Here is a 25,524-nt window from a genome sequence, read left to right as displayed (position 1 = left end):
CGGGATGAGGTATCGCGTGTCGCACCGGACGACGTACTCGTACGACGAGGACGTCAGCGACAGCCTCGGCATCGCCTACCTCGTGCCGCGGGACCTGCCGTGGCAGCGAGTCGTCTCGCACGAGCTGGTGCTCGACCCGTCGACCGACGACTCGTCGACCGACCTCGACTACTACGGCAACTCCGCGACCTACTTCCAGGTGACCTCGCCGCACCGTGTCCTCGACATCCTCGCGACCAGTCAGGTCGAGGTGGACACCCCGGCGTACGACGCCGAGGCGCTCGCCGTTCCTTGGGAGTCGGCCCGTCCGATGCACCGCTCCGACGTCGCGGACGCGTGGCGGGCCCAGGACTTCGCTCTCTCCTCCTCGCTTGCCGACCAGACCGCCGCGGCCAGCGCGTACGCGGCGGAGTCGCTGACCCCCGGGCGGCCCGTCGGCGAGGCCGTGACCGACCTGATGCACCGGATCCACGCCGACTTCACCTACGACAAGACCGCGACCACGGTCAGCTCGACGGTCGACGACATCTTCGACAAGCGGGCTGGGGTCTGCCAGGACTTCGCCCACCTCACGCTCGCCTGCCTGCGCACGCACGGCCTCGCGGTGCGCTACGTCAGCGGCTACCTGGCGACCACGCCGCCTCCTGGCAAGGAGCGCCTGGTCGGCGCCGACGCGACGCATGCCTGGGCCGCGGTGTGGATCCCCGACGGTGGTTGGCTCGCGGTCGATCCCACGAACGACCACTGGGCCGACGATCGCTACGTGACGGTCGCGTGGGGCCGCGACTACGCCGACGTGCCGCCGGTCAAGGGCGTGATCTTCACCGAGGCCAAGAAGTCGACCCTCACGGTCGAGGTCGACGTCGCGCCACTCAGCGAACTCTCGCAACCCTGACAGGATTGAGCCTGTGAAGGCCTTCTCCTGCCGGGTCTGCGGCAATGCGCTCTACTTCGGCAACTCGAGCTGTGTGCAGTGCGGCACCCGCCTCGGCTTCTCCCGCGACGAGAAGGCGATCGTGCCGGTCGACGAGCACGGCCAGTACGTCGATGCGTCCGGGCGGGTCTGGCACGTGTGCGCCAATGCCGGCCTTTCCGGGTGCACGTGGCTGGCGGACGCGCCTGGCGGGCGGTGCTTCAGCTGCGAGCTCACGCGCACCCGGCCATCCGACGACGACGTCAAGGGGCTGTCGGAGTATCCGATCGCCGAGAGCGCCAAGCGTCGCCTGATCGTCGAGCTCGATGACCTCGGATTCCCGATCCCGACCCGGCGGGAGGACCCCGAGAGGGGCCTGGCGTTCGACCTGCTCTCGAGCGTCAACGAGAAGGTCACCATCGGTCACGCCGACGGCATCATCACGCTGGACCTCGCGGAGAGCAACGACGTGCACCGCGAGCAGCTGCGCGTGTCGATGGACGAGCCGTACCGGACGATGCTCGGGCACTTCCGGCACGAGATCGGGCACTTCTACTGGCAGCAGCTGGTCACCGGCGATCTGCTCGAGGAGTTCCGCGGGCTGTTCGGCGACGAGCGCGCCAGCTACGCCGAGGCGGTCGACCGCCACTACGGCCAGGGGGCGCCGACGGGTTGGCAGGACGAGTTCATCAGCCAGTACGCCACGATGCACCCGTGGGAGGACTTCGCCGAGACGTTCGCGCACTACCTGCACATCTGCGACACGGTCGAGACCGCCTCGGCGTACGGGCTGGCCACGGTGGCGTCGCCCAAGCAGTTCTCGTCGTTCCGCGACCTCGTGACCGGCGTGTGGGTCCCGCTGAGCATCGCGCTCAACCAGATCAACCGCAGCATGGGCAAGGACCCGCTCTACCCGTTCGTCATCCCGCCACCCGTGCTCGACAAGCTCGACTTCGTCGCCCGGCTTGCTCGCTCGTAGCCGTCAGTCGGAGGCGTCAGGCGGCTCCGGGAACGGGTGACGATCGGGCTCGACCCAACCCTGTCGCGCGGGCGGCGACGCGAGGGTCCGAGGGTGATAGAAGCGCGTCAGCAGTCGCTTGTCGAGCAGTCCCGGGTTGCGCTCGACGAGCTGCTCGAACGACTCATCAGGCGCTTCGCGCATGTGGTGCGAGGTCAGCTCGACCCACGCCCTGCTGACCGTCGCGTTGTACTTCTGCGGCGCACCGGCATAGCGAGCAGTCCGCTGGATGCCCTCGCCGATCAGGTCGACGGCGGCGGCCGTCCCGCATCGGCGGACGGCGAGCCACGTCAGCCGTACGTGCTCGCGGTGGCCGAACCGGTCGGCCGTGGCCATGACGTCGTTCATCAGGTCGTCGAAGTCGACGCGGCCCTCGTTCATGACTCCGCCAGAGCGGTCAGGACCCGACGGGCCTGCTCGACAGCTACCGGAGGAACAGCCTCGAGTGCGCGCTCCTCCAGGGCTGCGAACGCGCGCTGGACCTGGCGCGAGCTAGTGACGCCCGCCGGGGTCAACGACACCTGCACCGCGCGCCGGTCGCCGTCGCGTGTCTCGCGCACCAGGTGGCCCTTCTGCTCCAACCGGTCCAGGACGCCCGTCAAGGTGGTGGGGCGTACGCCGGCTGCCGCCGCCAGCTCTGAGACCGTCCGTGGCCGGCCATCCGCGAGATTGGCCAGGACGTTCATCTCGGACGCCTTGAGGCCGAGGCCGGACAGATGGGTCTCCAGCACCTGCAACGTCACGTGCGTCGCTCGTTGCAGCAGGATCAACAACGAATCACTTTCCACGGATCCAGATTATCCAGATCCGTAGTATCTGTGCAACCCGGTCCGCCGTCGCAACGATTCGGGGAAGTCATGCCCCGAATGAGAGAATGGGGCCGTGTCCTCCGTCAACCCGAACCCGCTGCCGCTCGTCTTCGAGCAGAAGCGCGGCCGCGTCAAGCCACCGCGGCATCTGGCCGACCTGACGGCCGAAGAGCGTACGGCTGTCGCCGAGACGCTGGGCGAACCGGCGTTCCGGGTCAAGCAGGTCGCCAACCACTACTACTCCCGGCTCGAGCGCGACCCGGCCAACATGACCGACCTGCCCGCGGCCAGCCGCGACCGCATCGTCGCCGAGCTGTTGCCCACGCTGCTCAACCCCGTGCGCACCATGGAGGCCGACAAGGGCGCCACGGTCAAGTCGCTCTGGAAGCTCTTCGACGGAGCACTCGTCGAGTCGGTGCTGATGCGCTACACCGACCGCGCCACGATCTGCGTCTCAAGCCAGGCCGGCTGCGGCATGGCCTGCCCGTTCTGCGCCACCGGTCAGGGCGGCCTCGAGCGCAACATGAGCTGCGCCGAGATCGTCGACCAGGTCCAGGACGCCGCAGGCAAGATGGCTCGCGGCGAGATCGCCGGCGGACCCGGTCGCCTCTCCAACGTCGTGTTCATGGGCATGGGTGAGCCGATGGCCAACTACAAGGCCGTGATCGGCGCCGTACGCCGCATGGTGGCGCCCGCGCCCGACGGCCTCGGCATGTCGGCGCGCAACATCACGGTCAGCACCGTCGGCCTCGTACCGCGCATGAAGCAGCTCGCCGACGAGGGCATCCCCGTCACGCTGGCGCTGTCGTTGCACGCGCCCGACGACGAGCTGCGCAACGAGCTCGTCCCGATCAACACCCGCTGGTCCGTGCACGAGGCGGTCGAGGCGGCCTGGCAGTACGCCCAGAAGACCAAGCGCCGCGTGTCGATCGAGTACGCCATGATCAAGGACATCAATGACCAGGCCTGGCGTGCCGACCTGCTCGGTGACGTCCTGCAGTCGTACGGCGACTGGGGCTGGGTGCACGTCAACCTGATCCCGCTCAACCCGACGCCGGGGTCCATGTGGACCGCGTCGCGGCCCGAGGACGAGCGCGAGTTCGTCCGCCGGCTGATCGCCAAGGGCATCCCGACGACGGTGCGCGACACCCGCGGCAGCGACATCGACGGTGCCTGCGGCCAGCTGGCCGCCGCGGAGTAGCCGCCCCGATTTGTGAAGTTCTAGGCGTCTCAACGAGCGTTAAGCGCCTTCAGCTTCACAGATCGTGTGGGTGCTAGACCACCAGAGTCGGCTTGGGCAGCAGCAGCTCGGTGTTGCGGTCGAGCAGCGTCCCCTGCTGCGCCGAGTCGCGCTGCTGCGGATCGTTCATGGCCAGCTCGCGGGCCAGGCCGGCCAGCGCCACGGGGTTGTTGAGCACGCCTCCGTACGCCGGCGGTCCCGCGTGATCGACCATCGTGGTGAAGATCGACAGCGTGCCGTCGTTGTTGTCGACGAGCTCGATGAGGCGCGACTGCTGCGGGAAGTCGATGTGCGACGCCGTGTTGATCTCCCAGAATCCGCCGGTGCCGTCCGCGCGAGCGTGCGACCAGACCTGGTTCTCGTGGGTGTGACCGTTGACCCACGCGACGACGTTGGGCGTGGCCAGCAGCAGCTTGACGACAGCGGGCCCGAGTACGCGGGGCTGCAGGTCGAGGCCGGTGCCGACCAGGAAGTTGTCCATCGTCCCGGAGGTGTGGTGGCTGAACACCATGACGTACTTGTTCTTGGACGCGGCGAGCATGCCGGTGAGCCACGTCATCTGGTTCTTGTCGAGCGAGCCCGTGTCGTAACCGTTGGGGTTGACGGTGTCGAGCACGATGCAGCGCACGGCACCCTTGTCGAACGCGTAGTAGGCCGTGCCGTTCTTCTTGTTGTCGGCACTGAACCCGTGACCGACCGGGGTGCCGGTGGTCTTGAAGTGCTCCTGGACGACCTGCCAGCGGGTGACCTGCCGGCGGTTGGCGTCGGGCGAGACGAGCCGTACGGAGGCCAGTCCGATCGTGCTGACCAACGCGTTGGGGTCGGCGGAGCCGACGGTCTTGATGATGTCGGCCTGCGAGACGCCCGGCGGGATCGCCGTGGCCTTGAGCGCACCGGTCGACAGCACGGTGAGCGGAAGCGTGTGCGGGAAGTTGCCCTGCACGAGCCCGTCGTGGTTGCCGAACGCGGCGTACCACGGCATCTTGAGCCCCTCGGACGTGAACGGCTTGCGGGCCGCGTCGAGCAGTCCCGGCACCTGCGGGAAGCCGAACATCGACTTGTAGAGGTCCGGCGTCTTGCCCGTCGGAGGAGTGTCCGGGTGCCAGTAGTGGACGTCGTAGTTGGCGGCGGTGTTGTCGGACGTCCCTTCATACTTCGTCTTGGAGCCCGAGTCGGGGACGATCGTCTTCTTGCCGTCCATGATGTCGATGTTCCAGCGGAACTCGTTGTACTGGCAGTTGTCGGAGTTGTCGCCGGTCTGGATCGCGAACGCCAGCGGGGTGCCACTGACGGGCGATGCGTCCTTGACCTTGTTGATCGCGCGCACCATCGCCTCGGCCACGTGCAGCGTGAGCATCTCGTGCGCTCGGTAGCTCGAGCTGAGCAGGCCGATGACGGGGTCGCCGGGGGAGTACTTGTCCTCGAACCGGTCGACGTACTCCAGCCGCATGGGCGACTGGGCGTCGACGAGGTGCACGTCGGTCATGTGGGCGAACGCGAGGATCGGCGTACGCGTCGTCGTACGCGCGTCGTTCGCGGTGCCGCCCAGGTCGGTGCGCAGGGTGTGCGGCTCGCCGGACTGGACGATGACCGGGGCGTAGCCACCGGGACCCGGCGTCCCGCGCACGAGGGTGGTGGCGAGGGTCGTGTGGCCCGGGGTGAGCTGACCGGTGACGGCCCACGCTGCCGTGGAGAACGACAGGTCGGTCAGCACCGCCGCCCCTCCGATTGCGACGCTGGACTGGATGAGGGTGCGACGAGACAGAGCCATGCACCAACAACGAGCCTGCCGCTGTGACGTTACTCACAAGTCATATAGCCGGGGCGCGGGCACATCCAGCCGGGGCCGAGCGGGGCCGATAGCGTGGAGTGGACCCTGAAGGAGACCCATGCTCGGTGTGACCACAGACGGACCGGTGACGGTCCTCGAACTCCAGCGCGAGGACCGGCGCAACGCGCTCAACCTCGAGCTCTGCCGCGCGATCCACGCGGCTGTCGACGATGCGGTCGACGGGGGAGCCAGAGTCATCGTGGTCACCGGGCAGGGCACGGCGTTCTGCTCCGGCGCCGACCTGGGCGGTGTGTACGGCCCGGAGTTCCTCGACGCGCTCTACGGCATGCTGCACCACCTGGCCAAGCTGCCCGTGCCGCTCATCGCCGCCGTCAACGGCGCCGCGATCGGCGCGGGCACACAGCTCGCCATCGCTTGTGACCTCAGGGTCGCCGACGAGCGCGCGAAGTTCGGCGTGCCGACGGCCCGCAACGGTCTCGCCGTCGACGCGTGGACCATCCGTACGCTGTCGGCCATCGCGGGAGCGGGGCCTGCGCGCCGGCTCATGCTCGCCGCGGAGACGTTCGACCGCGACACGGCGCTCGGCATGGGGCTGGCGGACCGCGCCGGCACCCTCGACGACGCGATCGCGTGGGCGCACGAGATCGCCGAGTTCGCGCCCCTGACGCTGGCGCACAACAAGCTGATCCTCAACGGCTCCACCGACGACGACGCGGCGATCGCGGCGAGCTTCGACGCGGTGTGGGCGAGCGCCGACGTACGCGAGGGTGCCGCGGCGCGAGCTGAGAAGCGTACGCCGAAGTTCGAGGGGCGATGATGGCCAGCCTCGTCTACCGGGTGCTCGACGCGCACGTGATCCACGGTCTCGCCGACAACCTCGCCATCGAGGACGAGCGCGGCACGATGTCGTACGCCGAGCTGCTCCACGAGTCGGCGTCGGTCGCCGGCGCGTTCACCAGCGTCGGCATCGCCGCCGGCACCGGTGTCCAGGTCGACGTCGAGCGCGGGCGCGAGCTCGTGGTCGCCGTGCTGGCGCTCGCGCGCATCGGCGCGGTGCCGCAGGACGATGCCGAGCTCAGGCTCGTCGGGGTGCCGCCGGTGCTGCACTCGTCCGACACCGAGGTGACGTGGGACCTGCTGATCCACGCTGGACGGGTCGACCCGGCTCCGGCGCCGGCCACGGACCCCGACGGCTACGAAGGGCTGATGCGCGAGGCGTACCCGGAGATCTTCGCCGCCCTCGAAGCCGGCGAGACCGTCGTCGCCGCTGGGTGACGGTGGGCCGAGCGAGCGCCAGCGAGCGAAGGCAGGTGTCCACGCGAAGCGTGGCCGCGGCGAAGCCGCGGGCGGGAGCGGCGAGGGACGAGCTGCTACCGCACACCCCATGCGTATGTCTGCTTCTCCAGCCTGAGGTAGACGAACGTCTCGGTCGTCACGACCCGCTCGAGCGCGCTGATCTGCTCGGACACGACCTCGAGCAGCTCGTCGTCGCTCTCGGCGACGATCTCGGCGAGGATGTCGAACCGGCCCGTGGTGATGACGACGTAGTCGAGCTGGTCCATCGCAGCCAGCTCGGCGGCGACCTCGCGGACGTTGCCGGTGACCTTGACGCCGATCATCGCCTGGCGCGCGAAGCCCATCTGCATCGGATCGGTCACCGCGACGACCTGCATGACCCCGCTCTCGATGAGCTTCTGCACGCGATGGCGGACCGCGGCCTCGGACAGGCCCACCTGCTTGGCGATCGCCGAGTAGGACAGTCGGCCGTCGTCCTGGAGGAGCTCGATGATCTGCTTGGCGGTGTCGTCGAGGTTCTGCCCCCGGCCCTCCGGTCTGCGCTCGGTCATGACGGTCATTGTGCCGTACGCGACGGATTCCGTCGCCCCCATTTGCGCTGCAGAGTGACGCTTTCCTGAGCGAAACACGATGTTTACGCCGGAATCCCTTGTCGTGGCCCCATTATCTTGCGAGTATTCGTGGTCAGGGCTAACGCGAGGGTGGGATATGGCTGAACTGGAACGACGAACTCTGCTCAAAGGTTCGATCGGCGTCGCGGCGCTCGGTGCGAGCGCAGTCGCCCTGAAGTACGGGTTCAACACCCCCGACCAGAAGCAGGACCCTTCGAAGTGCTTCGCGAAGGACCAGTCCGCGACCGACAAGCGGCTCGTCTACTCGAACTGGCCCGAATACATCGACGAGGATGACAAGGGCTACACGTCGACCCTGACCCAATTCGAGAAGGACACGGGGATCAAGGTTCGCTACACCGCCGACGTGAACGACAACAACGAGTTCTTCGCCAAGGTCAAGAACCAGCTCGGCACCTGTTCCTCGTCCAAGCGGGACCTGTTCGCGCTGACGGACTGGATGGCGGCCCGCATGATCCAGGTCGGCTGGATCCAGAAGCTCGACCCTTCCAAGGTGCCCAACCTGCACGCCAACATCATCGACTCGCTCGCCAAGCCCGAGTGGGACCCGAAGCGGGACTACTCCGCGCCGTGGCAGAGCGGGCTGACCGGAATCGCGTACAACAAGAAGAAGGTCGGTGAGATCAAGTCGTTCTCCGACCTCATCACGCGCAAGGATCTCAAGGGTCGGGTCTCCCTCCTGACCGAGATGCGCGACACGATGGGCTTCATGCTCCTGATCGACGGAGCGGACCCGGAGAACTTCACCGACTCGGAGTGGCAGAAGGCCCTCGACCGCCTCAAGAAGGCCAAGGGTGACGGGCAGTTCAGGTCGTTCACCGGCAACGACTACGTCCAGGACCTCGCGGCCGGCAACGTCCTGGCCTGCGAGGCGTGGTCCGGTGACATCGCCAACGCCGGCGACGACAACCTCGTGTGGGTGCCGCCGGAAGAAGGAATCATCATCTGGGCGGACAACATGCTGATCCCCAACCTCGCCACCCACAAGGCGAACGCCGAGGAGTGGATCAACTACTACTACGAGCCCGAGGTCGCCGCGAAGCTCGCCGACTACAACAGCTACATCTGCCCGGTGAAGGGTGCCCAAGAGGCCATGGAGAAGGTCAACCCCGACAACGTGCACAACGAGCTGATCTTCCCGACCGAGAAGACGCTGTCGCAGACCCACCGATTCATGGCCCTGGACGAGGCCCAGATGCGAACCTACGAAGGGGATTTTGCCGATGTCACAGGTGCATGAGGTGCCGAACGCCAGTGCCCCGACCTCAGGGTCCCGGGATCTACGTCTTCAGGGACTGACCAAGGAGTACGCGACGTTCACCGCGGTGAAGTCGCTGGACCTGGTCGTCCCGCAAGGGAAGTTCTTCGCGCTGCTCGGCCCGTCGGGCTGCGGCAAGACCACGACGTTGCGGATGGTCGCCGGCCTGGAGACGCCCACGTCGGGCACGATCCACCTGGGCGACACCGAGATCACGTACGAGAAGCCGTACAAGCGGCCGGTCAACACGGTCTTCCAGAACTACGCCCTGTTCCCGCACCTCAACATCGCGCGGAACGTCGCCTTCGGCCTGGAGCGCCGCGGCATCAAGAACGCCGGCAAGCAGGTCGCCGACATGCTCGAGCTGGTCGAGCTGACGTCGCAGGCCCACAAGAAGCCGGCCCAGATGTCCGGCGGCCAGCAGCAACGCGTCGCCCTGGCCCGCGCCTTGATCAACCAGCCGGAGGTGCTGCTCCTCGACGAGCCGCTGGGCGCTCTCGACCTCAAGCTGCGGCGCGGCATGCAGCTCGAGCTCAAGCGCATCCAGACCGAGGTCGGCCTGACGTTCGTCCACGTCACCCACGACCAGGAGGAGGCCATGACGATGGCCGACACCATCGCGGTGATGAACCAGGGCGTCATCGAGCAGATGGGTGCCCCCAACGAGCTCTACGAGAATCCTCGGACGACGTTCGTCGCCAACTTCCTCGGCCAGTCCAACCTCATCGAGGCCGACATCCAGGGCCGGGAGGGTGGTCAGGTCACGGTGCGGGTGCAGGGTGCGCTCGCGTCCGTGCCGGCGGAACGCGCGCACTCGGAGTCCGGCAAGGGCTGGCTCGGCATCCGCCCGGAGAAGGTGCTGATCGCCGCCGCGGGCGAGCCGATCGACGCGCCCGGTGACGTGATCACCGGGGGCTACGTCACCGACGTCAGCTTTGTCGGCGTCAGCACGCAGTACATGGTCAAGATGCCCTGGGGCCAGGAGCTCATGGTGTTCGAGCAGAACACCGGAGCGCGCGGTCTGTTCCCGGTCGGCACCAAGGTCGACGTGTCGTGGCGCCCCGAGTACGCCTTCCTGCTCGACGCCAGCCAGGATGCCAAAGCCGGGATCGAGGACGAGTAGATGACCTCGACTGCCGGCGTGGCTCCGGCGAATCCACACGATGCCCCCACCCCGCCGAGGGGTGGCCGCAAGCTCACCGGCTACTGGCTGATCCTGCCCGGCGCGCTCTGGCTGCTGGTGTTCTTCGTCATCCCGTTCTACTCGCTGGTGGCGACGAGCCTGTTCGACCCCAAGGGGTCGCCGCTCACGGGCTACGACATGACGTGGCACTTCGCGAACTTCGGCGACGCACTCAGCAAGTACTGGGGCCAGCTCCTCCGCTCCATCGCCTACGCAGGAACGGCAACTCTCATCTGCCTGGTCGTGGGTTATGTGCTGGCCTACGCGATCGCGTTCAAGGCCGGCCGTTGGAAGAACCTCATGCTGGTGCTGGTCATCGCGCCGTTCTTCACGAGCTTCCTGTTGCGCACGCTGTCGTGGAAGCTGATCCTCGCGGACGACGGTTGGGTCGTGAGCTTCGCGCAGACGATCCACCTGACGAACCTGCTCAACTTCGTCGGTCTGACGACCACGGACGACCGGCTGCTGGCGACCCCGTTCGCGGTCATCGCCGGGCTGACCTACAACTTCCTGCCGTTCATGGTGCTGCCGCTCTACGCGAGCCTCGAGAAGGTCGACATCCGCTTGATCGAGGCGGCCGGCGATCTCTACGCCTCGCCGATACGCGGATTCTTCAAGGTGACGTTCCCGCTCTCACTCCCGGGCGTCGTCGCGGGCACCCTGCTGACGTTCATCCCGGCGGCCGGCGACTACGTCAACGCGCAGCTCCTGGGCAGCCCCAACACGCGGATGGTCGGCAACACGATCCAGAGCCTGTTCACCAGTCAGGGTGACTACGCAGCGGCCGGAGCGTTGTCGGTGATCCTGATGGTCATCATCGTGGGCGCCGTGATGTGGTACGTCCGCACGGCCGGGACGGAGGAGCTCGTATGAGAGCCGCACGCCGCTGGGTTGGCGAGCACCTGATCCTGGGTCTCGGCCTGCTGATCCTGATCTACACGTTCGTGCCGATCGCCGTCGTGGTGCTGATGAGCTTCAACGACAGCAGCAAGTCGCGCAACGTCTACAAGTTCCAGAAGTTCACGATGGACCACTGGCTTCATCCCGGCAGCTGGGCCGACGGCATGGGTGGCTCCGTGTGGCTCAGCATCCAGATTGCCTTCTGGGCCACGCTGGTTGCGACGATCATCGGCACGCTCGCGGCGTTCGCGCTCGTACGCCACCGCTTCGCGGGACGCTCGGCGGCCAATGTCATCATCTTCCTGCCGATGGCCTCGCCCGAGATCGTGATGGGCTCGTCGCTGCTGGCACTGTTCGTGTCGATGCAGAAGATCCTGCCGTTCGGCCTGGGCTTCTGGACGATCCTGATCGCGCACGTGATGTTCTGCCTGTCGTTCGTCATCGTGACGGTCAAGGCGCGTCTGAGCGGGCTCAACGACAATCTTGAGCAGGCCGCGATGGACCTCTATGCGACGGAGTCGCAGACGTTCTGGCGGGTGACGTTCCCGCTCGTGCTGCCGGGCATCATCGGTGCGGCGCTCCTGAGCTTCTCGCTGTCGTTCGACGACTTCATCATCACGAACCTCAACGCTGGTCAGGAAGTGACGTTCCCGATGTTCGTCTACGGCGCCAACCAGCGCGGCGTGCCGATGGAGGTCAACGTGATCGGCACCGCGATGTTCGTGATCTCGATCATCATCGTCGTGGGCAACGAGATCCGGCGCCGCAGCCAGGAGAAGGCCCTCGCCGCCTGACCTGGTTGGTGGCTTACCAAGAGGTCAGGGCAAACTTCGCCGCGCCGCGGACTCAGCACGGCAAACAGCCACTCCTCAAGGCGCGTACGCCCTGAGGAGTGGCTGTATGCCGTGACCTCTTGGTAAACCGCGGCCTAGAGGTGACCCTGAGCCTCGATCAACACCGCTCGCAAGATGGACTCCATCTCGTCGAAGTGGGCCTGCTCGGCGATGATCGGCGGCGAGAGCTGGATGACCGGGTCGCCGCGGTCGTCGGCGCGACAGTAGAGGCCGTTCTCGAACAGCGCCTTGGAGAGGAACCCGCGCAGCAGCCGCTCGGACTCGTCGTCGTCGAACGTCTCCTTGGTCGCCTTGTCCTTGACCAGCTCGATGCCGTAGAAGAAGCCGTCACCGCGCACGTCGCCGACGATGTCGAGGTCGAGCAGCTTCTCGAGCGTCGCCCGGAACGCGCCCTCGTTGGCGCGGACGTTCTCGTTGAGCTTCTCCCGCTCGAAGATGTCGAGGTTCGCCATCGCGACGGCCGTCGACACGGGATGCCCGCCGAACGTGTAGCCGTGGGCGAAGCTGTTGTCACCCTGCAGGAACGGCTCCATGACCCGGTCGGTCGCGATCATCGCGCCGAGCGGGGAGTAGCCCGACGTCAGCCCCTTGGCGCACGTGATCATGTCGGGCACATAGTTGTATCTCGTGGCGCCGAACATCTCGCCGAGCCGCCCGAACGCGCAGATGACCTCGTCCGAGACCAGCAGCACGTCGTGGCGGTCGCAGATCTCGCGTACGCGCTGGAAGTAGCCGGGCGGCGGCGGGAAGCAGCCGCCGGCGTTCTGCACCGGCTCGAGGAACACCGCGGCGACCGTGTCGGGACCCTCGGCGAGGATCGCGTGCTCGATCTGGTCGGCGGCCCAGATGCTGAAGTCGTCGAGGTTGTCGCCGTGCTCGGGCGCGCGATAGAAGTTCGTGTTGGGCACGTGCACGGTCGACGGCACGAGCGGCTCGAACATCTGCTTGAGCGCCGGGATCCCGGTGATCGAGAGCGCGCCGTGCGGGGTGCCGTGATAGGCGATCTGCCGGCTGATGACCTTGGTCTTGAGCGGCTTGCCGGTGAGCTTGAAGTACTGCTTCGCGGCCTTCCACGCGGTCTCGACCGCCTCGCCGCCGCCGGTCGTGAAGAACACCCGGTTGAGGTCACCCGGAGCGTACGAGGCGACGCGCTCGGCGAGCTCGATCGCGTTGGGGTGGGCGAACGTCCAGATGGGGAAGAACGAGAGCTCGGCAGCCTGCTTCGCGGCGGCTTCGGCCAGCTCCCGGCGGCCGTGCCCGGCCTGGACCACGAACAGCCCGGCGAGCCCGTCGAGATACTTGCGGCCCTTGGCGTCCCACACGTACATGCCGTCGCCCTTGGTGATGATGGGGATGTCGTGGGCGTCGTCGTAGCTCCCGTGGCGGGAGAAGTGCATCCACAGGTGGCGCTTGCCGGCCTTCTGCAGTCGGGTGTAGTCCTCGTCGGAGTAGCTCATGCAGCCATGATCGCAACACACCTCGCACAAAGACAAGGGAATTCGTCGTGTGATCTGCTGTTTACTTCGGATTCCGTTGCCTCAGGCGGGAGATTGAGGTTGGATGTGTGACATGGATCGAGCCATCACTAACGTCATCAACGGAGAACTCGTCCCAGCGGTGAGCGGTGCGACGTACGACGTCATCGATCCGTCGACCGGTCGGGTGTACGCCTCGGCGCCGCTGTCGGGCGCGGAGGATGTCGATCGCGCGTTCCGTGCTGCCGCGACGGCGTTCGAGGCGTGGCGGGACACCACGCCGTACGAACGGTCGAAGATGCTCCACCAGCTCGCCGGGGCGATCGAGGACCGGGCGCACGAGATCGTGGACGTGGAGTCGCGTGACACCGGCAAGCCCAAGGCGCTCACGCTGACCGAGGAGATCCTCGGCCAGGCGCTCGACGCCGTGACGTTCTACGCGGGCGCGGCGCGGGTGCTCGAGGGGAAGTCGGCGGGGGAGTACCTGCGTGGCCACACCTCGATGATCCGTCGTGAGCCGATCGGCGTGGTGGCGCAGGTGACGCCCTGGAACTATCCGTTCGTCATGGCGATCTGGAAGATCGCTCCCGCCCTGGCAGCCGGCAACACCATCGTGCTCAAGCCCAGTGACACGACACCGGCCTCCACGACGTTGCTCGCCGAGATCGCGCAGGAGTTCTTCCCGCCGGGCGTGTTCAACGTCGTGTGCGGTGACCGGGACACCGGTCGCGCGCTGGTGACCCACCCGACGCCGCAGATGGTCGCGATCACCGGTTCCGTACGCGCCGGCATGGAGGTCGCCGCAGCGGCAGCCGCAGACCTCAAGAAGCCCCACCTCGAGCTCGGCGGCAAGGCGCCCGTCGTGGTGTTCGACGACGCAGACCTCGCGGCCGCCGCCGAGGGCATCGCCGGCGCCGGATACTTCAACGCCGGCCAGGACTGCACCGCCGCGACGCGCGTGCTGGTCCACCCGCGGGTCGCCGCCGACTTCACGGCGGCGCTGACCGAGGCCGCCCGCGGCACCAAGGTCGGCATGCCGGACGACGACGTCGATCTCGGACCGGTCAACAACGCCAACCAGCTCGCTCACGTCAAGGAGTTCATCGACTCCCTGCCCGACCATGCGCGACTGGAGACCGGCGGATCGCGCCTGACGGCCCTCGGTGACGGCTACTTCTTCGAGCCGACCGTGCTCTCGGGGCTCCTGCAGGACGACCACGCCAGCCAGGACGAGATCTTCGGCCCGGTCATCACCGTGCAGCAGTTCAGCGACGAGGACGAGGCCGTGCGCTGGGCCAACGGCGTGGACTACGGACTGTCGTCATCGGTGTGGACCAAGGACCACGGTCGCGCGATGCGCATGGCCCGGCGTCTGGACTTCGGCTGCGTCTGGATCAACACGCACATCCCGATCGTCGCCGAGATGCCGCACGGCGGCTTCAAGCACTCCGGATACGGCAAGGACCTGTCGATGTACGGTCTCGAGGACTACACCCGCATCAAGCACGTCATGACCAACCTGGACGCGTAGCGATGGCGGACGAGCCGGACGCGATCGTCGTCGGTGCCGGCGTGGCCGGGCTGACGGCGGCGAGGCTCCTGGCGCGCGAAGGCGTACGAGTGGTCGTGCTCGAGGCGCGCGATCGGGTCGGCGGGCGCGTGTGGACCGACCGACGTGACGGGCGGGCAACGGATCTCGGAGCCTCGTGGATCCACGGGACGACCGACAGCCCGGTCGCAGCGGCCGCGAAGGCGTTCGGCATGCGGATGCACGAGTTCACCGTGGGCGGCTACCAGCCGGACGGCCGGCCGATCGCGTACTACGGCCCGGACGGCCAGCGCCTGCCGGACGCCGCGGCGCGGCGCTTCACCGACGACATCCACACGGTCGACTCGCTGCTGCCTGACGTCATCGCGGCCTCAGACGCGGACGCCTCGTACGCCGACGTCACCGAGAGCGCCCTCGCGTCGTTGGGCTGGGACGGGGCGCGCACCGAGCGGGTCCGTGAGTACCTCCGGCATCGCTCGGAGGAGCAGTACGGGGTGGCGAGCCAGGACCTCGCGGCGCACGGTCTCGACGACGACGTGATCGACGGGGACGAGGTGGTGTTCCCTGACGGGTACGACCGCCTGCCCGAACATCTCGCCGAGGGGCTCGACATCCGCCTCGGCCAGGTCGTGTCGCACGTGCGGTGGGGGTCCGACGGCGTGGTCGTCACCGTCGGGGGGAGCGAGATGTCGGCCCGGTCCGTCGTCCTCACGGTGCCGGTCGGGGTCCTGCGAACCGCCGACCTCGTCATCGAGCCTCCGCTGCCCGAGCCGGTGGCCGGCGCGCTGAGCCGGCTCGAGATGAACGCCTTCGAGAAGGTCTTCCTGCGGTTCCGGACCCGGTTCTGGGACGAGGGTGTCTACGTCGTACGCCAGCAGGGTCCAGAAGGGGCGTGGTGGCACTCCTGGTACGACCTCACCTCGCTCGACGGCACCCCGACGCTGTTGACGTTCGCCGCAGGGCCGGCGGCCGTCGCCACCCGTGGGTGGGACCAGTCGCGGATCGCGGAGTCGGTGCTCGCGCAGCTGCGACGGCTGTATGGCGACCGGGTGGAGGAGCCGGTCGAGGTCCACGTCACCGACTGGCAGGGTGACCGCTTCGCGCGCGGCTCGTACGCGTACATGACGGTCGGCTCGACGACCGCGGACCACGACGACCTGGCGACCCCCGTCGGCGGTGTCCTGCACATCGCAGGCGAGGCGACGTGGACCGACGACCCCGCGACGGTCACCGCCGCCATGGCGTCGGGGCATCGGGCAGCGGTCAACGTCCTGCAGCGCAACATCCCGATCGAACGGGCGTGGGCTGGACTATCCTGACCGCGTCCAGCCGAAGGAGACCGCATGCCCAAGCGCGAGATCGTCCCCGAACCGATCGTCACCGTGATCGACGACTACGACGGCAAGGAGCTCCACCCCGACACGCCCCCTGAGCGCTACCGGATCAACGGGCGGACGTACGACCTCTACCTGTCCGACGAGTCCAAGAAGGCCGTCGACGACTTCCTGCGCAACCTGCTGGACGGTGCGGAGGAGGTCCGCGACACCTACACGCCACGCAGCAGCCGTGGGCGCGGTGGCTCCGGGGTCGCGATCCGCGAGGGCTACACGATCCACGACCTCCGGGAGTGGGCTCGCGCGAATGGCCATCAGGTCAGCGACAACAGGCGAGCACCGTCCAAGGTGATCGAGGCCTTCAACGCCGCCCACTCCTGACGGCCCTGGGCGGCACCGCCAACTTTTGAAGCGTTGCGCAGGTTCTTGAACTGCAGAACATGCGCAACGCTTCAAAAGTCGGCTAGAGCAGGCCGGCGTCGTGCATCGCGATGGCGACCTGGACGCGGTTCGTCGCGTCGAGCTTGGTGAAGATGTGCGAGATGTGCGCCTTGACCGTCGCGATGCTCATGTGGAGGTCGGCGGCGATCTCGGCGTTCGAGGAGCCACCGCCCACGGCGATCGCCACCTCGCGCTCGCGGTCCGTCAGGCACGAGACGCGCGACCGCGCCGCCGCATCGTCGCGCTGGCCGGGCGCGGCGTCGGTCACCTGACGGATGAGCTGCTGGGTGATCGTCGGCGACAGCATCGGCTCGCCGTCGACGACCTTGCCGATCGCCGCGACGATCTCGGCCGGAGGTGTGTCCTTGAGCAGGAAGCCGTTGGCGCCCGCCGCCAGGGCCCGGACGACGTACTCGTCGGCGTCGAACGTCGTCAGCACGATGACCTTGGGAGGATCCGGCAGCTCGAGCACGGCGGACGTCGCCGCGATGCCGTCGAGCACCGGCATGCGGATGTCCATCAGCACCACGTCGATGCCGCCCGCATGCACGGCGTCGACGGCCTCCTGGCCGTTGGCGGCCTCGCCGACGACGCTGATGGTGTCGGAGCCGCCGAGGATCAGCGCCAGGCCAGCCCGTACGAGGGGATCGTCGTCGGCGAGCAGCACCCGTGTCGTCATGCCGGCCACGGTAGCCATGCCTCGACGACGAACTCGCGGGACGGGGTGATCCGGTGCATCAGCTTGCCGCCGACCAAGGCCGTACGCTCCGCCAGCCCGATCAACCCAAGGCCCGACTCGGGGACGGCGACGCGGCTCGAGCCGACCTCGAGCGGATTGGAGACGACGATCGACAGCCCGGTCCACGGGCTGCCGGTCACCGACACCGTGACCAGGGTGTTGGGGGCGTGCTTGCGGGCGTTCGTCAGGCTTTCCTGGACGACGCGGTAGAGCGTACGTCCGAGGGTCTCGGGGACGCCGTCGAGCGCCACCAGCTCCTCGGTCTCGATCCGCATGCCGGTCGCCCGTGCCTCGTCGAGCAGTGCCGGCAGGTCGACTGCCGAGGGTTGCGGGCGCTCGGGGCTGGAGTCGCCGGCATCGGCGCGCAGGATGCCCAGCACGTCCCGCAGCTCGACGAGGGCCTGGTGCGAGCTCTCCTGGATCACGGCCGCCGTGGCGCGCATCTCCTCGGCGGTGAGGTCCTCGCGGAACGTCAGCGCGCCGGCGTGCATCGTGACGAGCGAGATGCGGTGCGCCAGGACGTCGTGCATCTCGCGGGCGATGCGACCACGCTCGGCCGTACGCGCCTGGGCGACGCGCGCGGCCTGCTCCGACTCGGCCGTGCGGGCGCGTTCGCGCAGGGTGGCGAGCAGCTCGCGGCGTGAGCCGATGTACATGCCCCAGCCGACCGACACGGCGATGATCGCGACGATGAACGGGATCGTGAACGCCAGGACGTCGTCGCTGACCGGGTTGTGGCTCTCGGCGAACAGGCTTGCCGCGACGGCGAGACCACCGACCGGGAGGACCTCGCGCCAGCGGCGCCGGGTGGACAGCGACACCAGGGCGAGCGTGCCGGGGCCGGCTGACGACCACGACACGAACGACGCGATGTTGGTGAGGACGGCGACCGTCACAGGGAAACGTCGGCGCCAGTGGACCGCCACGAGCCCGGCCAGGCCGAGGCCCAGGTCGCTCCAGAACCAGAACCGGCTGTGGTCCCACTGCCAGTACGCGATCTCGAACCACGCGATGCCCGAGATGGTGAGCACGAGGGCATAGCGCCAGGCGTGGTTCCACCAGCGGAGCGGTGGTTGGTAGTCGACGGCCTGCACTCTCCAAGGCTAGGGGTCATGCGGGTGAGGCACGACGGTCTATCGGCTCGCCCTTCTCATACTTTCGGCTAGCGATCAATGGTCGCTCGACCGATGTTTGTGCACCTCCCCGCGGGCAGACTGGGTGTCATGATCACAGTTGAAGGACTCACCAAGACGTACGGCGGCTTCAAAGCCGTCGACGACATCTCATTCGAGTGCGAGCCCGGCACGGTCACCGGCTTCCTCGGCCCGAACGGGGCCGGCAAGTCGACCACGATGCGCATCATGGCCGGCCTCACGCTTCCCACCGCAGGTGACGCGCGCGTCGCCGGCGTCCACTATCACGACATCCCGAACCCCGGCACCCAGGTCGGTGTGCTGCTGGACGCCTCGGCGCAGCACGCAGGCCGCACCGGACGGGAGATCCTGACGCTCAGCGCCCTGACGATGGGCCTCCCGATGTCACGCGTCGACGAGATGATCAAGCTCGTCAGCCTGACACCGGAGGAGTCGAAGCGCCGCGTGCGCAACTACTCGCTCGGCATGCGGCAGCGCCTCGGCATCGCCAACGCGCTGCTGGGTGATCCCAAGATCCTGATCCTGGACGAGCCGGCCAACGGCCTCGACCCGGCCGGCATCCACTGGATGCGCAGCCTGCTCCGCGAGTACGCCAACCGTGGCGGCACCGTGCTGCTGTCGTCGCACCTGCTGCACGAGATCGAGATCATCGCCGACGAGATCATCGTCATCGGACACGGCAGGATCGTCGCCGAGGGCACCAAGGCGGAGCTCCTGCAGACCGCCGGGACGTTCGTCAAGGCCGGCGACATGTCGGCCCTCGCGAACGCGCTGACCACTGCCGGTCTCACCTCGAAGCCGTCGGGCGACGGCGGACTCCGTACGGAATCCACGCCCGAACAGGTCGGCAAGGCTGCTGCCGCCGCAGGGGTCGCGCTCATCGAGCTGCGACCCGCGGAGGGTGCAGGCCTGGAGGAGATGTTCCTCGAGCTCACCTCCGACACGCAGCGCGAGGTCATCCCCACCGAAGGAGCACAGTCATGAGCACCGCAGTAGCCACCATCGACACCAGCAAGCCGGCGGTCCCGTTCAGCCGGCTGTTCAAGGTCGAGCTCCGGAAGATGTTCGACACGCGAGCCAGCATGTGGCTGATGATCTCCACCGGGATCCTGATCGTCCTCACGCTGGGCATCTGCCTCCTGGTCGTGGGCCTGGACGACGGCACGGTCATCAAGGCAGCGGGCTTCTCCCAGATCATGTCGATCCCGTTGTCGCTGCTCCTTCCCGTCTTTGCGATCGTGACGATTACAGGGGAGTGGGGGCAGCGGAGTCACCTCTCGCTGTTCACCCTCGAGCCGCGTCGCAGCAAGATCATCGGCGCGAAGCTTGCTGCGGTCCTGGTGCTCGCGGTCACGACGATCGTCATCGCCATCCTGCTGGGAGCCGTCGGCAACGTCCTGGGCGCCTCGGTCGGCGGATACGACACCGTCTGGAACCTCAGCGTGTCGGACGTGGTGTGGGCAGCTGGACTCCAGATCGCGTTCTTCCTGATGGCGTTCGCGCTCTCGATGCTCTTCCTCAACTCAGCGGCCACGATCGTGGTGTTCTACATCGTCGCGCTGCTGCTGCCGATGATGGTCTACCCGCCCCTGTACTTCAATTTCGACTGGGCCAAGGACCTCATCCCCTGGCTGGACTTCAACTACGCGGCGGCGCCGCTGTCCACCGGGGAGGACTTCGACGGCAACGCCGTGAGCGTCGGGGCGATCGACTACGTCCGGTTCATCTTCGCGCTCCTGTTGTGGGTCGTCGTCCCCGGCCTCGTCGGTCTGCGCCGGGTGCTGAAGACCGAGGTCAAGTAACGATCTCCCGGGGCGGAGGGGGCGCGGCGACAGGACATCCCTCGTCTGCCGCCGCTCCGGGGCTCACCCAGGATGGCGACTTCCCTTCGGGGAGGTCGCCATCCTGCATCTCCGGGCCAGTAGGTCACCGGGGGCGCATCAGGGACAATGGTGGGATGCGCAAGCGTGTCGCCGTACTCGGCTCAACGGGATCCATCGGGACCCAGGCCCTCGAGGTCATCGCCGCCAACCCCGATCGGTTCGAGGTCGTCGCGCTGGCCGCCGGTGGCGGCAACCCGCGCCTGCTCGCCGAGCAGGCGATCGCGTTCGACGTGCCGCTCGTCGCCGTCGCCAAGGCGAGTGCAGCTGAGGACGTGCAGCTCGCGCTCTACGCGGAGGCACAGCGCAAGGGGTACGCCCAGGGCGACCACCGCGTGCCTCGTCTCCTCGCCGGGCCCGATGCGGCGGTCGACGTCGCGCGCATCGAGTGCGACGTGGTGCTCAACGGCATGACCGGTGCCGTCGGGCTGCTCCCGACGCTGGCCGCGCTCGAAGCAGGTACGACCTTGGCGCTCGCCAACAAGGAGTCGCTGATCATCGGCGGCGAGCTCGTGATCGGCGCCGCCAAGCCCGGCCAGCTGGTGCCGGTCGACTCCGAGCACTCCGCCCTCGCCCAGGCCATGCGGGGCGAACGGCGCGACGAGGTCCGCCGGCTCATCGTCACCGCCAGTGGCGGCCCGTTCCGGGGTCGTACGCGCGCAGAGCTCGCCGACGTCACGCCTGCTGAAGCGATGGCGCACCCGACGTGGGACATGGGCCCGGTCATCACGATCAACTCCGCAACGCTGGTCAACAAGGGGCTCGAGGTGATCGAGGCCAACCTGCTGTTCGACATCGGCTTCGATCGCATCGATGTCGTGGTGCACCCGCCGTCGATCGTCCACTCGATGGTCGAGTTCATCGACGGCGCCACCATGGTCCAGGCGTCGCCGCCGGACATGAAGCTGCCGATCGCCCTCGGTCTCGCCTGGCCCGACCGCGTGCCCGATGCCGCCGCGGGGTGCGACTGGACGCAGCCGGCAACGTGGGAGTTCTTCCCGCTCGACGACGAGGCGTTTCCCGCCGTGAGCCTGGCGCGCAAGGCCGGCACGTTCGGGCGTACGGGACCCGCCGTGTTCAACGCCGCCAACGAGGTGTGTGTCGACGCATTCGTGGCCGGCGACTTGGACTTCCTCGGCATAGTGGACACGGTGGGCATCGTCCTCGACGAGCATCTTGCCGATCCGGACGTCGCCCGCCAGGACCTGACCCTCGACGGCGTGCTCGGCGCCGATGCATGGGCCCGCACCCGGGCCGCGGAGCTGGTGGAGAAACGATGAACGCGCTGATCTACACCCTCGGAGTCGTGGGGTTCATCATCGGCGTCGCCGTCTCGATCGGCCTGCACGAGCTCGGCCACATGCTGCCGGCCAAGAAGTTCGGCATCAAGGTCACCCAGTTCTTCGTGGGCTTCGGCAACACCGTGTGGTCGGTCAAGCGCGGCGAGACCGAGTACGGCATCAAGTCGATCCCGCTCGGCGGCTACGTCAAGCTCGTCGGCATGCTGCCGCCGGCCAAGGACGCCGACCCGCACGAGGTGCGCAAGACCAACACGGGGTTGTTCACCCAGCTGATCTCGGACGCCCGCAACGCCGAGTACGAGCACGTCGACGACAAGGACCTCGACCGGCTGTTCTACCGCAAGCCGTGGTGGCAGAAGCTGATCGTCATGGCCGGCGGCCCGATGGTCAACGTCCTCATCGCGATCGTGCTGTTCACGATCGTGTTCATGGGCTTCGGTGCGCTCAAGCCGTCCACGACGGTCCAGACGGTGTCCGACTGTGCCATCAGCGACGCCGAGGCCGGCCGCACCTGCACGTCGAAGGACCCGGTCACCCCGGCCAAGAAGGCCGGGTTGCTCCCGGGCGACAAGATCACCTCGTTCAACGGGCACCAGGTCTCGTCGTGGGACGAGCTCACCAAGCTCATCCGCGCCAACGGCTCCCGTGAGGCCGACATCGGCTTCGAGCGCGACGGCAAGCCGCGCGAGGTCAGCGTCGCCACGTCGGTCCTCGCGCGTGCTGACATCGACGACCCGACCAAGACCGTCGACGTCGGCTTCCTGGGCGTCGCGCCCACCGAGTCGTACGTCCGCCAGGGTCCCGGCTACGTCGTGTCGACCATGGGGACGTACGTCAAGGGCACGGCCCAGGCGATCGCCCACCTGCCGCAGCGCATGGTCGACGTCACCAAGGCCGCGTTCGGCGGCAAGCGCGACGCCGACGGGCCGATCAGCGTGGTCGGCGCGAGCCGCGTCGCCGGTGAGATGGTCACCGTCGACGACCCGACCTGGGGCGAGCGGATCCAGCGCGTGCTGGTGCTGCTCGCGGGGCTCAACCTGTTCCTCGCCCTGTTCAACTTCATCCCGCTGCTGCCGCTCGACGGCGGACACATCGCCGGTGCGCTCTACGAGGCCGTGCGCCGTGGGATCGCCCGGATGCGCGGCCGGCCCGACCCCGGATACGTCGACGTCGCCAAGATGTTGCCGGTCGCCTACGCCGTGGGTGCCCTCCTTATGCTGATGAGTGTGATCCTGATCTACGCCGACATCGTCAACCCCGTGAAATTGAGCTGAAAACCATGACAGATCTCGGACTCCCCGCCATGCCGCCTCCGGTGCTGGCACCGCGGCGCAAGACGCGCAAGATCAAGGTCGGCACGGTCGACGTCGGCGGCGACGCACCCATCTCGGTGCAGTCGATGACCACGACGCTGACCTCCGACGTCAACACGACGCTGCAGCAGATCGCCGAGCTCACCGCGGCTGGCTGCGACATCGTGCGTGTGGCGTGCCCGAGCCAGGACGACGCCGACGCGCTGCCGGAGATCGCCAAGCACTCCAACATCCCGGTCATCGCCGACATCCACTTCCAGCCCAAGTACGTCTTTGCGGCGATCGACGCGGGCTGCGCGGCCGTCCGGGTCAACCCCGGCAACATCCGCAAGTTCGACGACCAGGTCGGCGCGATCGCCCGCGCCGCCAAGGATGCCGGCGTCTCGATCCGCATCGGCGTCAACGCCGGCTCGCTCGACAAGCGCATCTACGACAAGTACGGCAAGGCGACCGCCGAGGCGCTCGTCGAGTCCGCCGTGTGGGAGGCGTCGCTGTTCGAGGAGCACGACTTCCACGACTTCAAGATCTCGGTCAAGCACAACGACCCAGTCGTGATGGTGCAGGCGTACGAGCAGCTGTCGCAGCGCGGCGACTGGCCGCTGCACCTCGGCGTCACCGAGGCCGGGCCGGCGTTCCAGGGCACGATCAAGAGCGCCACGGCGTTCGGCGCGCTGCTGAGCCAGGGCATCGGCGACACGATCCGCGTCTCGTTGTCGGCCCCGCCGGTCGAGGAGGTCAAGGTCGGCCTGCAGATCCTGCAGTCGCTCAACCTGCGCGAGCGCAAGCTCGAGATCGTGTCGTGCCCGTCGTGTGGTCGCGCCCAGGTCGACGTCTACACGCTCGCCGAGGAGGTCACCGCCGGCCTCGAGGGCATGGAGGTGCCGCTGCGCGTCGCCGTCATGGGCTGCGTCGTCAACGGACCGGGGGAGGCCCGCGAGGCCGACCTGGGCGTGGCGTCCGGCAACGGCAAGGGCCAGATCTTCGTCAAGGGCGAGGTCATCAAGACCGTGCCGGAGTCCAAGATCGTCGAGACGTTGATCGAGGAAGCCATGCGCATCGCCGAGGGCATGGAGCCCGTCGAGGGCGGCTCGCCGGCCGTCACCGTCAGCTGAGCGGTGCGCCGCGGGCACCCGCCCCCACTCCGTCGTAGGCTGGTGACACCACCCAGGGAGGCGCTGTGCTCAAGACGACGACGCACGTCCGTCCGCTGACGACGTCTGACCTGCCTGAGCTCAACGCGCTCCTCGACCGCGATCCGCTGGTCAACCTGTTCATCCGCAACCGCGTCGACGCCACCAAGCTGCAGACCCGCTGGCTGGGCGGGCAGGTCTGGGGCTACTTCGAGGACGGTGCTCTGGTCTCGGCGTGCCACGCCGGTGCCAACGTCGTACCGGCGCAGGCCACTCCGGCCGCCGTCGAGGCGTTCGCTGAGCAGGCGATCTCCGACAACGTGCGGCCGTCGTCGATCGTCGGGCCGCGCGACGCCGTGCTGCCGATGTGGAAACGCCTCGAGCCGCACTGGGGCCCGGCTCGCTCGCCGCGCCTCGACCAGCCGTTCATGGTGCTCGAGCACGACAGCCACCTGCGCCCCGACCCGCGCGTACGACCGGTGGTCCTCGACGAGTTCGACACGGTCTATCCGGCCTGCGTCGCGATGTTCACCGAGGAGGTCGGCGTCGACCCCGAGATCGGCAACCGCAGCGGCTACCGCGCGCGCGTCGCACAGCTGATCTCGCAGGGGTGGGCGTTCGCGATCATCGAGGACGGCGACGTGCTGTTCAAGGCCGAGGTCGGCGCCGCGACGCCCTACGCCTGCCAGATCCAGGGCGTCTACGTCAGGCCGGACCTGCGAGGGCAGGGCATCGCCGCTCCCGCGCTCGCTGCGGTCGTGCAGCAGGCCCGCGCGACGGTGGCGTCGATCGTCACCCTCTACGTCAACGACCACAACACGCCGGCCCGCCGAGCGTACGAACGCGTCGGCTTCGAGCAGACGGCGACGTTCGCGTCGATCCTGCTCTGAGACTCGACCAGCCGGCACTCGCGCCCGCCACTACGCTCGCAGCATGAGTCGTGACATCAAGGTCCTCGCCGCCATCTTCACGGTTTCCGGTGTGCTGCACTTCGTGAGCCCTCGCACGTACGAAGCGATCGTGCCCAAGCCCCTGCCGCGCAAGCGTGAGCTCGTGCAGATCTCGGGTGCGGCGGAGCTTGCCCTGGCCGGGATGCTGCTGCATCCCCGCGGGCGGCGCCTGGGTGGACTGGGTTCGGCCGCACTGCTCGTGGCGGTGTTCCCGGCCAACGTGCAGATGTCGCTGGACGCGGCGCGCGACTCGCGCAAGCCGTGGTGGTTCACGCTCGGCACCGTGCTGCGTCTCCCGCTGCAGCTGCCGATGATCCGCATCGCGATGAAGGCCGCCCGCAGCTGACGTGAGGCCGACCGAAT

26 protein-coding genes are annotated in these 25,524 nt (G+C 68.0%); 19 read left to right on the top strand and 7 right to left on the bottom strand.

Going from position 1 to position 25,524, the window contains the following annotated elements:
- The first annotated feature begins 4 nt into the window (after positions 1-4).
- Together ASE12_RS05000 and ASE12_RS04995 are read left to right on the top strand one after the other, a co-directional pair.
- Positions 5-895, top strand: a complete 891-nt coding sequence (locus tag ASE12_RS05000; protein WP_056397716.1) for a transglutaminase family protein — start codon at positions 5-7, stop codon at positions 893-895.
- 13 nt (positions 896-908) lie between these two features.
- Entirely contained in the window at positions 909-1,892 is a 984-nt protein-coding gene (locus ASE12_RS04995) for a putative zinc-binding metallopeptidase (protein WP_056397714.1), read from the top strand.
- 3 nt (positions 1,893-1,895) lie between these two features.
- On the opposite strand, the gene ASE12_RS04990 is transcribed toward ASE12_RS04995, so the two are convergent.
- Together ASE12_RS04990 and ASE12_RS04985 are read right to left on the bottom strand one after the other, a co-directional pair.
- Positions 1,896-2,312, bottom strand: coding sequence for a hypothetical protein (locus ASE12_RS04990; RefSeq protein ID WP_200954963.1), 417 nt, complete (start codon positions 2,310-2,312; stop codon positions 1,896-1,898).
- The gene (locus ASE12_RS04985; protein WP_200954962.1) at positions 2,309-2,719 is read right to left on the bottom strand and encodes a MarR family winged helix-turn-helix transcriptional regulator; all 411 of its coding nucleotides are present in this window, start codon (positions 2,717-2,719) and stop codon (positions 2,309-2,311) included. Before ASE12_RS04985 ends, ASE12_RS04990 begins: the two co-directional genes overlap by 4 nt.
- Before the next feature lie 94 nt (positions 2,720-2,813).
- Here ASE12_RS04985 and rlmN point away from each other — a divergent pair, with 94 nt between their 5' ends.
- Entirely contained in the window at positions 2,814-3,941 is a 1,128-nt protein-coding gene (gene rlmN, locus ASE12_RS04980; RefSeq protein WP_056397712.1) for a 23S rRNA (adenine(2503)-C(2))-methyltransferase RlmN, read from the top strand.
- A 73-nt stretch (positions 3,942-4,014) separates the two neighbouring features.
- Here rlmN and ASE12_RS04975 read toward each other — a convergent pair whose 3' ends face one another.
- Positions 4,015-5,751 (bottom strand): TIGR03767 family metallophosphoesterase, encoded by a 1,737-nt coding sequence (locus tag ASE12_RS04975; protein WP_056397710.1) that lies wholly within the window; start codon positions 5,749-5,751, stop codon positions 4,015-4,017.
- Positions 5,752-5,869: 118 nt separating this feature from the next.
- Between ASE12_RS04975 and ASE12_RS04970 the strand changes: the two genes are divergently transcribed.
- The gene (locus ASE12_RS04970; RefSeq protein WP_056397707.1) at positions 5,870-6,589 is read left to right on the top strand and encodes an enoyl-CoA hydratase; all 720 of its coding nucleotides are present in this window, start codon (positions 5,870-5,872) and stop codon (positions 6,587-6,589) included.
- Complete coding sequence (locus ASE12_RS04965; RefSeq protein WP_162255466.1) at positions 6,589-7,047, top strand: AMP-binding protein; 459 nt, start codon at positions 6,589-6,591, stop codon at positions 7,045-7,047. The genes ASE12_RS04970 and ASE12_RS04965 overlap by 1 nt, the downstream gene beginning before the upstream one ends.
- Positions 7,048-7,142: 95 nt before the next feature.
- Here the strand turns inward: ASE12_RS04965 and ASE12_RS04960 are convergent, their stop codons facing one another.
- Complete coding sequence (locus ASE12_RS04960; RefSeq protein WP_056397703.1) at positions 7,143-7,619, bottom strand: Lrp/AsnC family transcriptional regulator; 477 nt, start codon at positions 7,617-7,619, stop codon at positions 7,143-7,145.
- 157 nt (positions 7,620-7,776) lie between these two features.
- Between ASE12_RS04960 and ASE12_RS04955 the strand changes: the two genes are divergently transcribed.
- Genes ASE12_RS04955 through ASE12_RS04940 form a run of 4 tightly spaced genes read left to right on the top strand, consistent with a single transcriptional unit; the run spans position 7,777 to position 11,835 of the window.
- Entirely contained in the window at positions 7,777-8,940 is a 1,164-nt protein-coding gene (locus ASE12_RS04955; protein ID WP_056397698.1) for a spermidine/putrescine ABC transporter substrate-binding protein, read from the top strand.
- Positions 8,924-10,081 carry an ABC transporter ATP-binding protein gene (locus ASE12_RS04950; RefSeq protein WP_056397696.1) on the top strand — a complete coding sequence of 386 codons (1,158 nt, stop codon included), beginning with the start codon at positions 8,924-8,926 and terminating at the stop codon, positions 10,079-10,081. Before ASE12_RS04955 ends, ASE12_RS04950 begins: the two co-directional genes overlap by 17 nt.
- Entirely contained in the window at positions 10,082-11,014 is a 933-nt protein-coding gene (locus tag ASE12_RS04945) for an ABC transporter permease (protein ID WP_056397693.1), read from the top strand. It abuts the gene before it with no gap.
- Positions 11,011-11,835, top strand: a complete 825-nt coding sequence (locus ASE12_RS04940; RefSeq protein ID WP_056397690.1) for an ABC transporter permease — start codon at positions 11,011-11,013, stop codon at positions 11,833-11,835. The genes ASE12_RS04945 and ASE12_RS04940 overlap by 4 nt, the downstream gene beginning before the upstream one ends.
- 134 nt (positions 11,836-11,969) lie before the next feature.
- On the opposite strand, the gene ASE12_RS04935 is transcribed toward ASE12_RS04940, so the two are convergent.
- Positions 11,970-13,352 (bottom strand): aspartate aminotransferase family protein, encoded by a 1,383-nt coding sequence (locus tag ASE12_RS04935; protein ID WP_056397687.1) that lies wholly within the window; start codon positions 13,350-13,352, stop codon positions 11,970-11,972.
- A 112-nt stretch (positions 13,353-13,464) separates the two neighbouring features.
- Between ASE12_RS04935 and ASE12_RS04930 the strand changes: the two genes are divergently transcribed.
- From ASE12_RS04930 to ASE12_RS04920, 3 genes are read left to right on the top strand one after another with little or no spacing between them, the layout of a single operon-like run.
- Complete coding sequence (locus ASE12_RS04930) at positions 13,465-14,901, top strand: gamma-aminobutyraldehyde dehydrogenase (protein WP_200954961.1); 1,437 nt, start codon at positions 13,465-13,467, stop codon at positions 14,899-14,901.
- 2 nt (positions 14,902-14,903) lie between these two features.
- Complete coding sequence (locus ASE12_RS04925) at positions 14,904-16,238, top strand: NAD(P)/FAD-dependent oxidoreductase (RefSeq protein ID WP_056397680.1); 1,335 nt, start codon at positions 14,904-14,906, stop codon at positions 16,236-16,238.
- A gap of 24 nt (positions 16,239-16,262) precedes the next feature.
- Positions 16,263-16,634, top strand: a complete 372-nt coding sequence (locus ASE12_RS04920) for a histone-like nucleoid-structuring protein Lsr2 (protein WP_056397674.1) — start codon at positions 16,263-16,265, stop codon at positions 16,632-16,634.
- 82 nt (positions 16,635-16,716) lie between these two features.
- Here the strand turns inward: ASE12_RS04920 and ASE12_RS04915 are convergent, their stop codons facing one another.
- Positions 16,717-17,373 carry a response regulator transcription factor gene (locus ASE12_RS04915; protein WP_056404541.1) on the bottom strand — a complete coding sequence of 219 codons (657 nt, stop codon included), beginning with the start codon at positions 17,371-17,373 and terminating at the stop codon, positions 16,717-16,719.
- On the bottom strand, positions 17,370-18,527 hold the full coding sequence (locus tag ASE12_RS04910; protein WP_056397673.1) for a sensor histidine kinase: 1,158 nt from the start codon (positions 18,525-18,527) through the stop codon (positions 17,370-17,372). The genes ASE12_RS04915 and ASE12_RS04910 overlap by 4 nt, the downstream gene beginning before the upstream one ends.
- Before the next feature lie 129 nt (positions 18,528-18,656).
- Here ASE12_RS04910 and ASE12_RS04905 point away from each other — a divergent pair, with 129 nt between their 5' ends.
- From ASE12_RS04905 to ASE12_RS04875, 7 genes are all read left to right on the top strand, one after another.
- Complete coding sequence (locus tag ASE12_RS04905; RefSeq protein WP_056397672.1) at positions 18,657-19,571, top strand: ABC transporter ATP-binding protein; 915 nt, start codon at positions 18,657-18,659, stop codon at positions 19,569-19,571.
- Entirely contained in the window at positions 19,568-20,389 is an 822-nt protein-coding gene (locus ASE12_RS04900) for an ABC transporter permease (protein WP_056397670.1), read from the top strand. The genes ASE12_RS04905 and ASE12_RS04900 overlap by 4 nt, the downstream gene beginning before the upstream one ends.
- Positions 20,390-20,544: 155 nt before the next feature.
- Positions 20,545-21,747 (top strand): 1-deoxy-D-xylulose-5-phosphate reductoisomerase, encoded by a 1,203-nt coding sequence (gene dxr / locus ASE12_RS04895; protein WP_056397668.1) that lies wholly within the window; start codon positions 20,545-20,547, stop codon positions 21,745-21,747.
- Positions 21,744-23,042 carry an RIP metalloprotease gene (locus ASE12_RS04890; protein WP_056397665.1) on the top strand — a complete coding sequence of 433 codons (1,299 nt, stop codon included), beginning with the start codon at positions 21,744-21,746 and terminating at the stop codon, positions 23,040-23,042. The genes dxr and ASE12_RS04890 overlap by 4 nt, the downstream gene beginning before the upstream one ends.
- Before the next feature lie 5 nt (positions 23,043-23,047).
- Entirely contained in the window at positions 23,048-24,193 is a 1,146-nt protein-coding gene (gene ispG, locus ASE12_RS04885; protein ID WP_056214930.1) for a flavodoxin-dependent (E)-4-hydroxy-3-methylbut-2-enyl-diphosphate synthase, read from the top strand.
- 65 nt (positions 24,194-24,258) lie between these two features.
- Entirely contained in the window at positions 24,259-25,101 is an 843-nt protein-coding gene (locus ASE12_RS04880; protein WP_056397663.1) for a GNAT family N-acetyltransferase, read from the top strand.
- A 43-nt stretch (positions 25,102-25,144) separates the two neighbouring features.
- On the top strand, positions 25,145-25,507 hold the full coding sequence (locus ASE12_RS04875) for a MauE/DoxX family redox-associated membrane protein (protein ID WP_056397660.1): 363 nt from the start codon (positions 25,145-25,147) through the stop codon (positions 25,505-25,507).
- Positions 25,508-25,524 lie beyond the last annotated feature (17 nt).

This window comes from Aeromicrobium sp. Root236 (genome assembly GCF_001428805.1).
Taxonomy (GTDB): Bacteria; Actinomycetota; Actinomycetes; order Propionibacteriales; family Nocardioidaceae; genus Aeromicrobium.
The sequence above is the reverse complement of the archived record's forward strand: the minus strand, read 5'-3'. Positions and strand labels throughout refer to the sequence as shown.

Excerpts from the sequence above, each read along its gene's own strand:
- ASE12_RS04890 (WP_056397665.1), top strand. The coding sequence starts at position 21,744 with ATGAACGCGCTGATCTACACCCTCGGAGTCGTGGGGTTCATCATCGGC.
- ASE12_RS04875 (WP_056397660.1), top strand. The coding sequence starts at position 25,145 with ATGAGTCGTGACATCAAGGTCCTCGCCGCCATCTTCACGGTTTCCGGT.
- ASE12_RS04965 (WP_162255466.1), top strand. The coding sequence starts at position 6,589 with ATGGCCAGCCTCGTCTACCGGGTGCTCGACGCGCACGTGATCCACGGT.
- ASE12_RS04915 (WP_056404541.1), bottom strand. The coding sequence starts at position 17,373 with ATGACGACACGGGTGCTGCTCGCCGACGACGATCCCCTCGTACGGGCT.
- ASE12_RS05000 (WP_056397716.1), top strand. The coding sequence starts at position 5 with ATGAGGTATCGCGTGTCGCACCGGACGACGTACTCGTACGACGAGGAC.
- ispG (WP_056214930.1), top strand. The coding sequence starts at position 23,048 with ATGACAGATCTCGGACTCCCCGCCATGCCGCCTCCGGTGCTGGCACCG.
- ASE12_RS04945 (WP_056397693.1), top strand. The coding sequence starts at position 10,082 with ATGACCTCGACTGCCGGCGTGGCTCCGGCGAATCCACACGATGCCCCC.
- ASE12_RS04990 (WP_200954963.1), bottom strand. The coding sequence starts at position 2,312 with ATGAACGAGGGCCGCGTCGACTTCGACGACCTGATGAACGACGTCATG.
- ASE12_RS04975 (WP_056397710.1), bottom strand. The coding sequence starts at position 5,751 with ATGGCTCTGTCTCGTCGCACCCTCATCCAGTCCAGCGTCGCAATCGGA.
- dxr (WP_056397668.1), top strand. The coding sequence starts at position 20,545 with ATGCGCAAGCGTGTCGCCGTACTCGGCTCAACGGGATCCATCGGGACC.
- ASE12_RS04960 (WP_056397703.1), bottom strand. The coding sequence starts at position 7,619 with ATGACCGAGCGCAGACCGGAGGGCCGGGGGCAGAACCTCGACGACACC.
- ASE12_RS04970 (WP_056397707.1), top strand. The coding sequence starts at position 5,870 with ATGCTCGGTGTGACCACAGACGGACCGGTGACGGTCCTCGAACTCCAG.
- ASE12_RS04905 (WP_056397672.1), top strand. The coding sequence starts at position 18,657 with ATGATCACAGTTGAAGGACTCACCAAGACGTACGGCGGCTTCAAAGCC.
- ASE12_RS04925 (WP_056397680.1), top strand. The coding sequence starts at position 14,904 with ATGGCGGACGAGCCGGACGCGATCGTCGTCGGTGCCGGCGTGGCCGGG.
- ASE12_RS04955 (WP_056397698.1), top strand. The coding sequence starts at position 7,777 with ATGGCTGAACTGGAACGACGAACTCTGCTCAAAGGTTCGATCGGCGTC.
- ASE12_RS04930 (WP_200954961.1), top strand. The coding sequence starts at position 13,465 with ATGGATCGAGCCATCACTAACGTCATCAACGGAGAACTCGTCCCAGCG.
- ASE12_RS04950 (WP_056397696.1), top strand. The coding sequence starts at position 8,924 with ATGTCACAGGTGCATGAGGTGCCGAACGCCAGTGCCCCGACCTCAGGG.
- ASE12_RS04940 (WP_056397690.1), top strand. The coding sequence starts at position 11,011 with ATGAGAGCCGCACGCCGCTGGGTTGGCGAGCACCTGATCCTGGGTCTC.
- ASE12_RS04920 (WP_056397674.1), top strand. The coding sequence starts at position 16,263 with ATGCCCAAGCGCGAGATCGTCCCCGAACCGATCGTCACCGTGATCGAC.
- ASE12_RS04935 (WP_056397687.1), bottom strand. The coding sequence starts at position 13,352 with ATGAGCTACTCCGACGAGGACTACACCCGACTGCAGAAGGCCGGCAAG.
- ASE12_RS04900 (WP_056397670.1), top strand. The coding sequence starts at position 19,568 with ATGAGCACCGCAGTAGCCACCATCGACACCAGCAAGCCGGCGGTCCCG.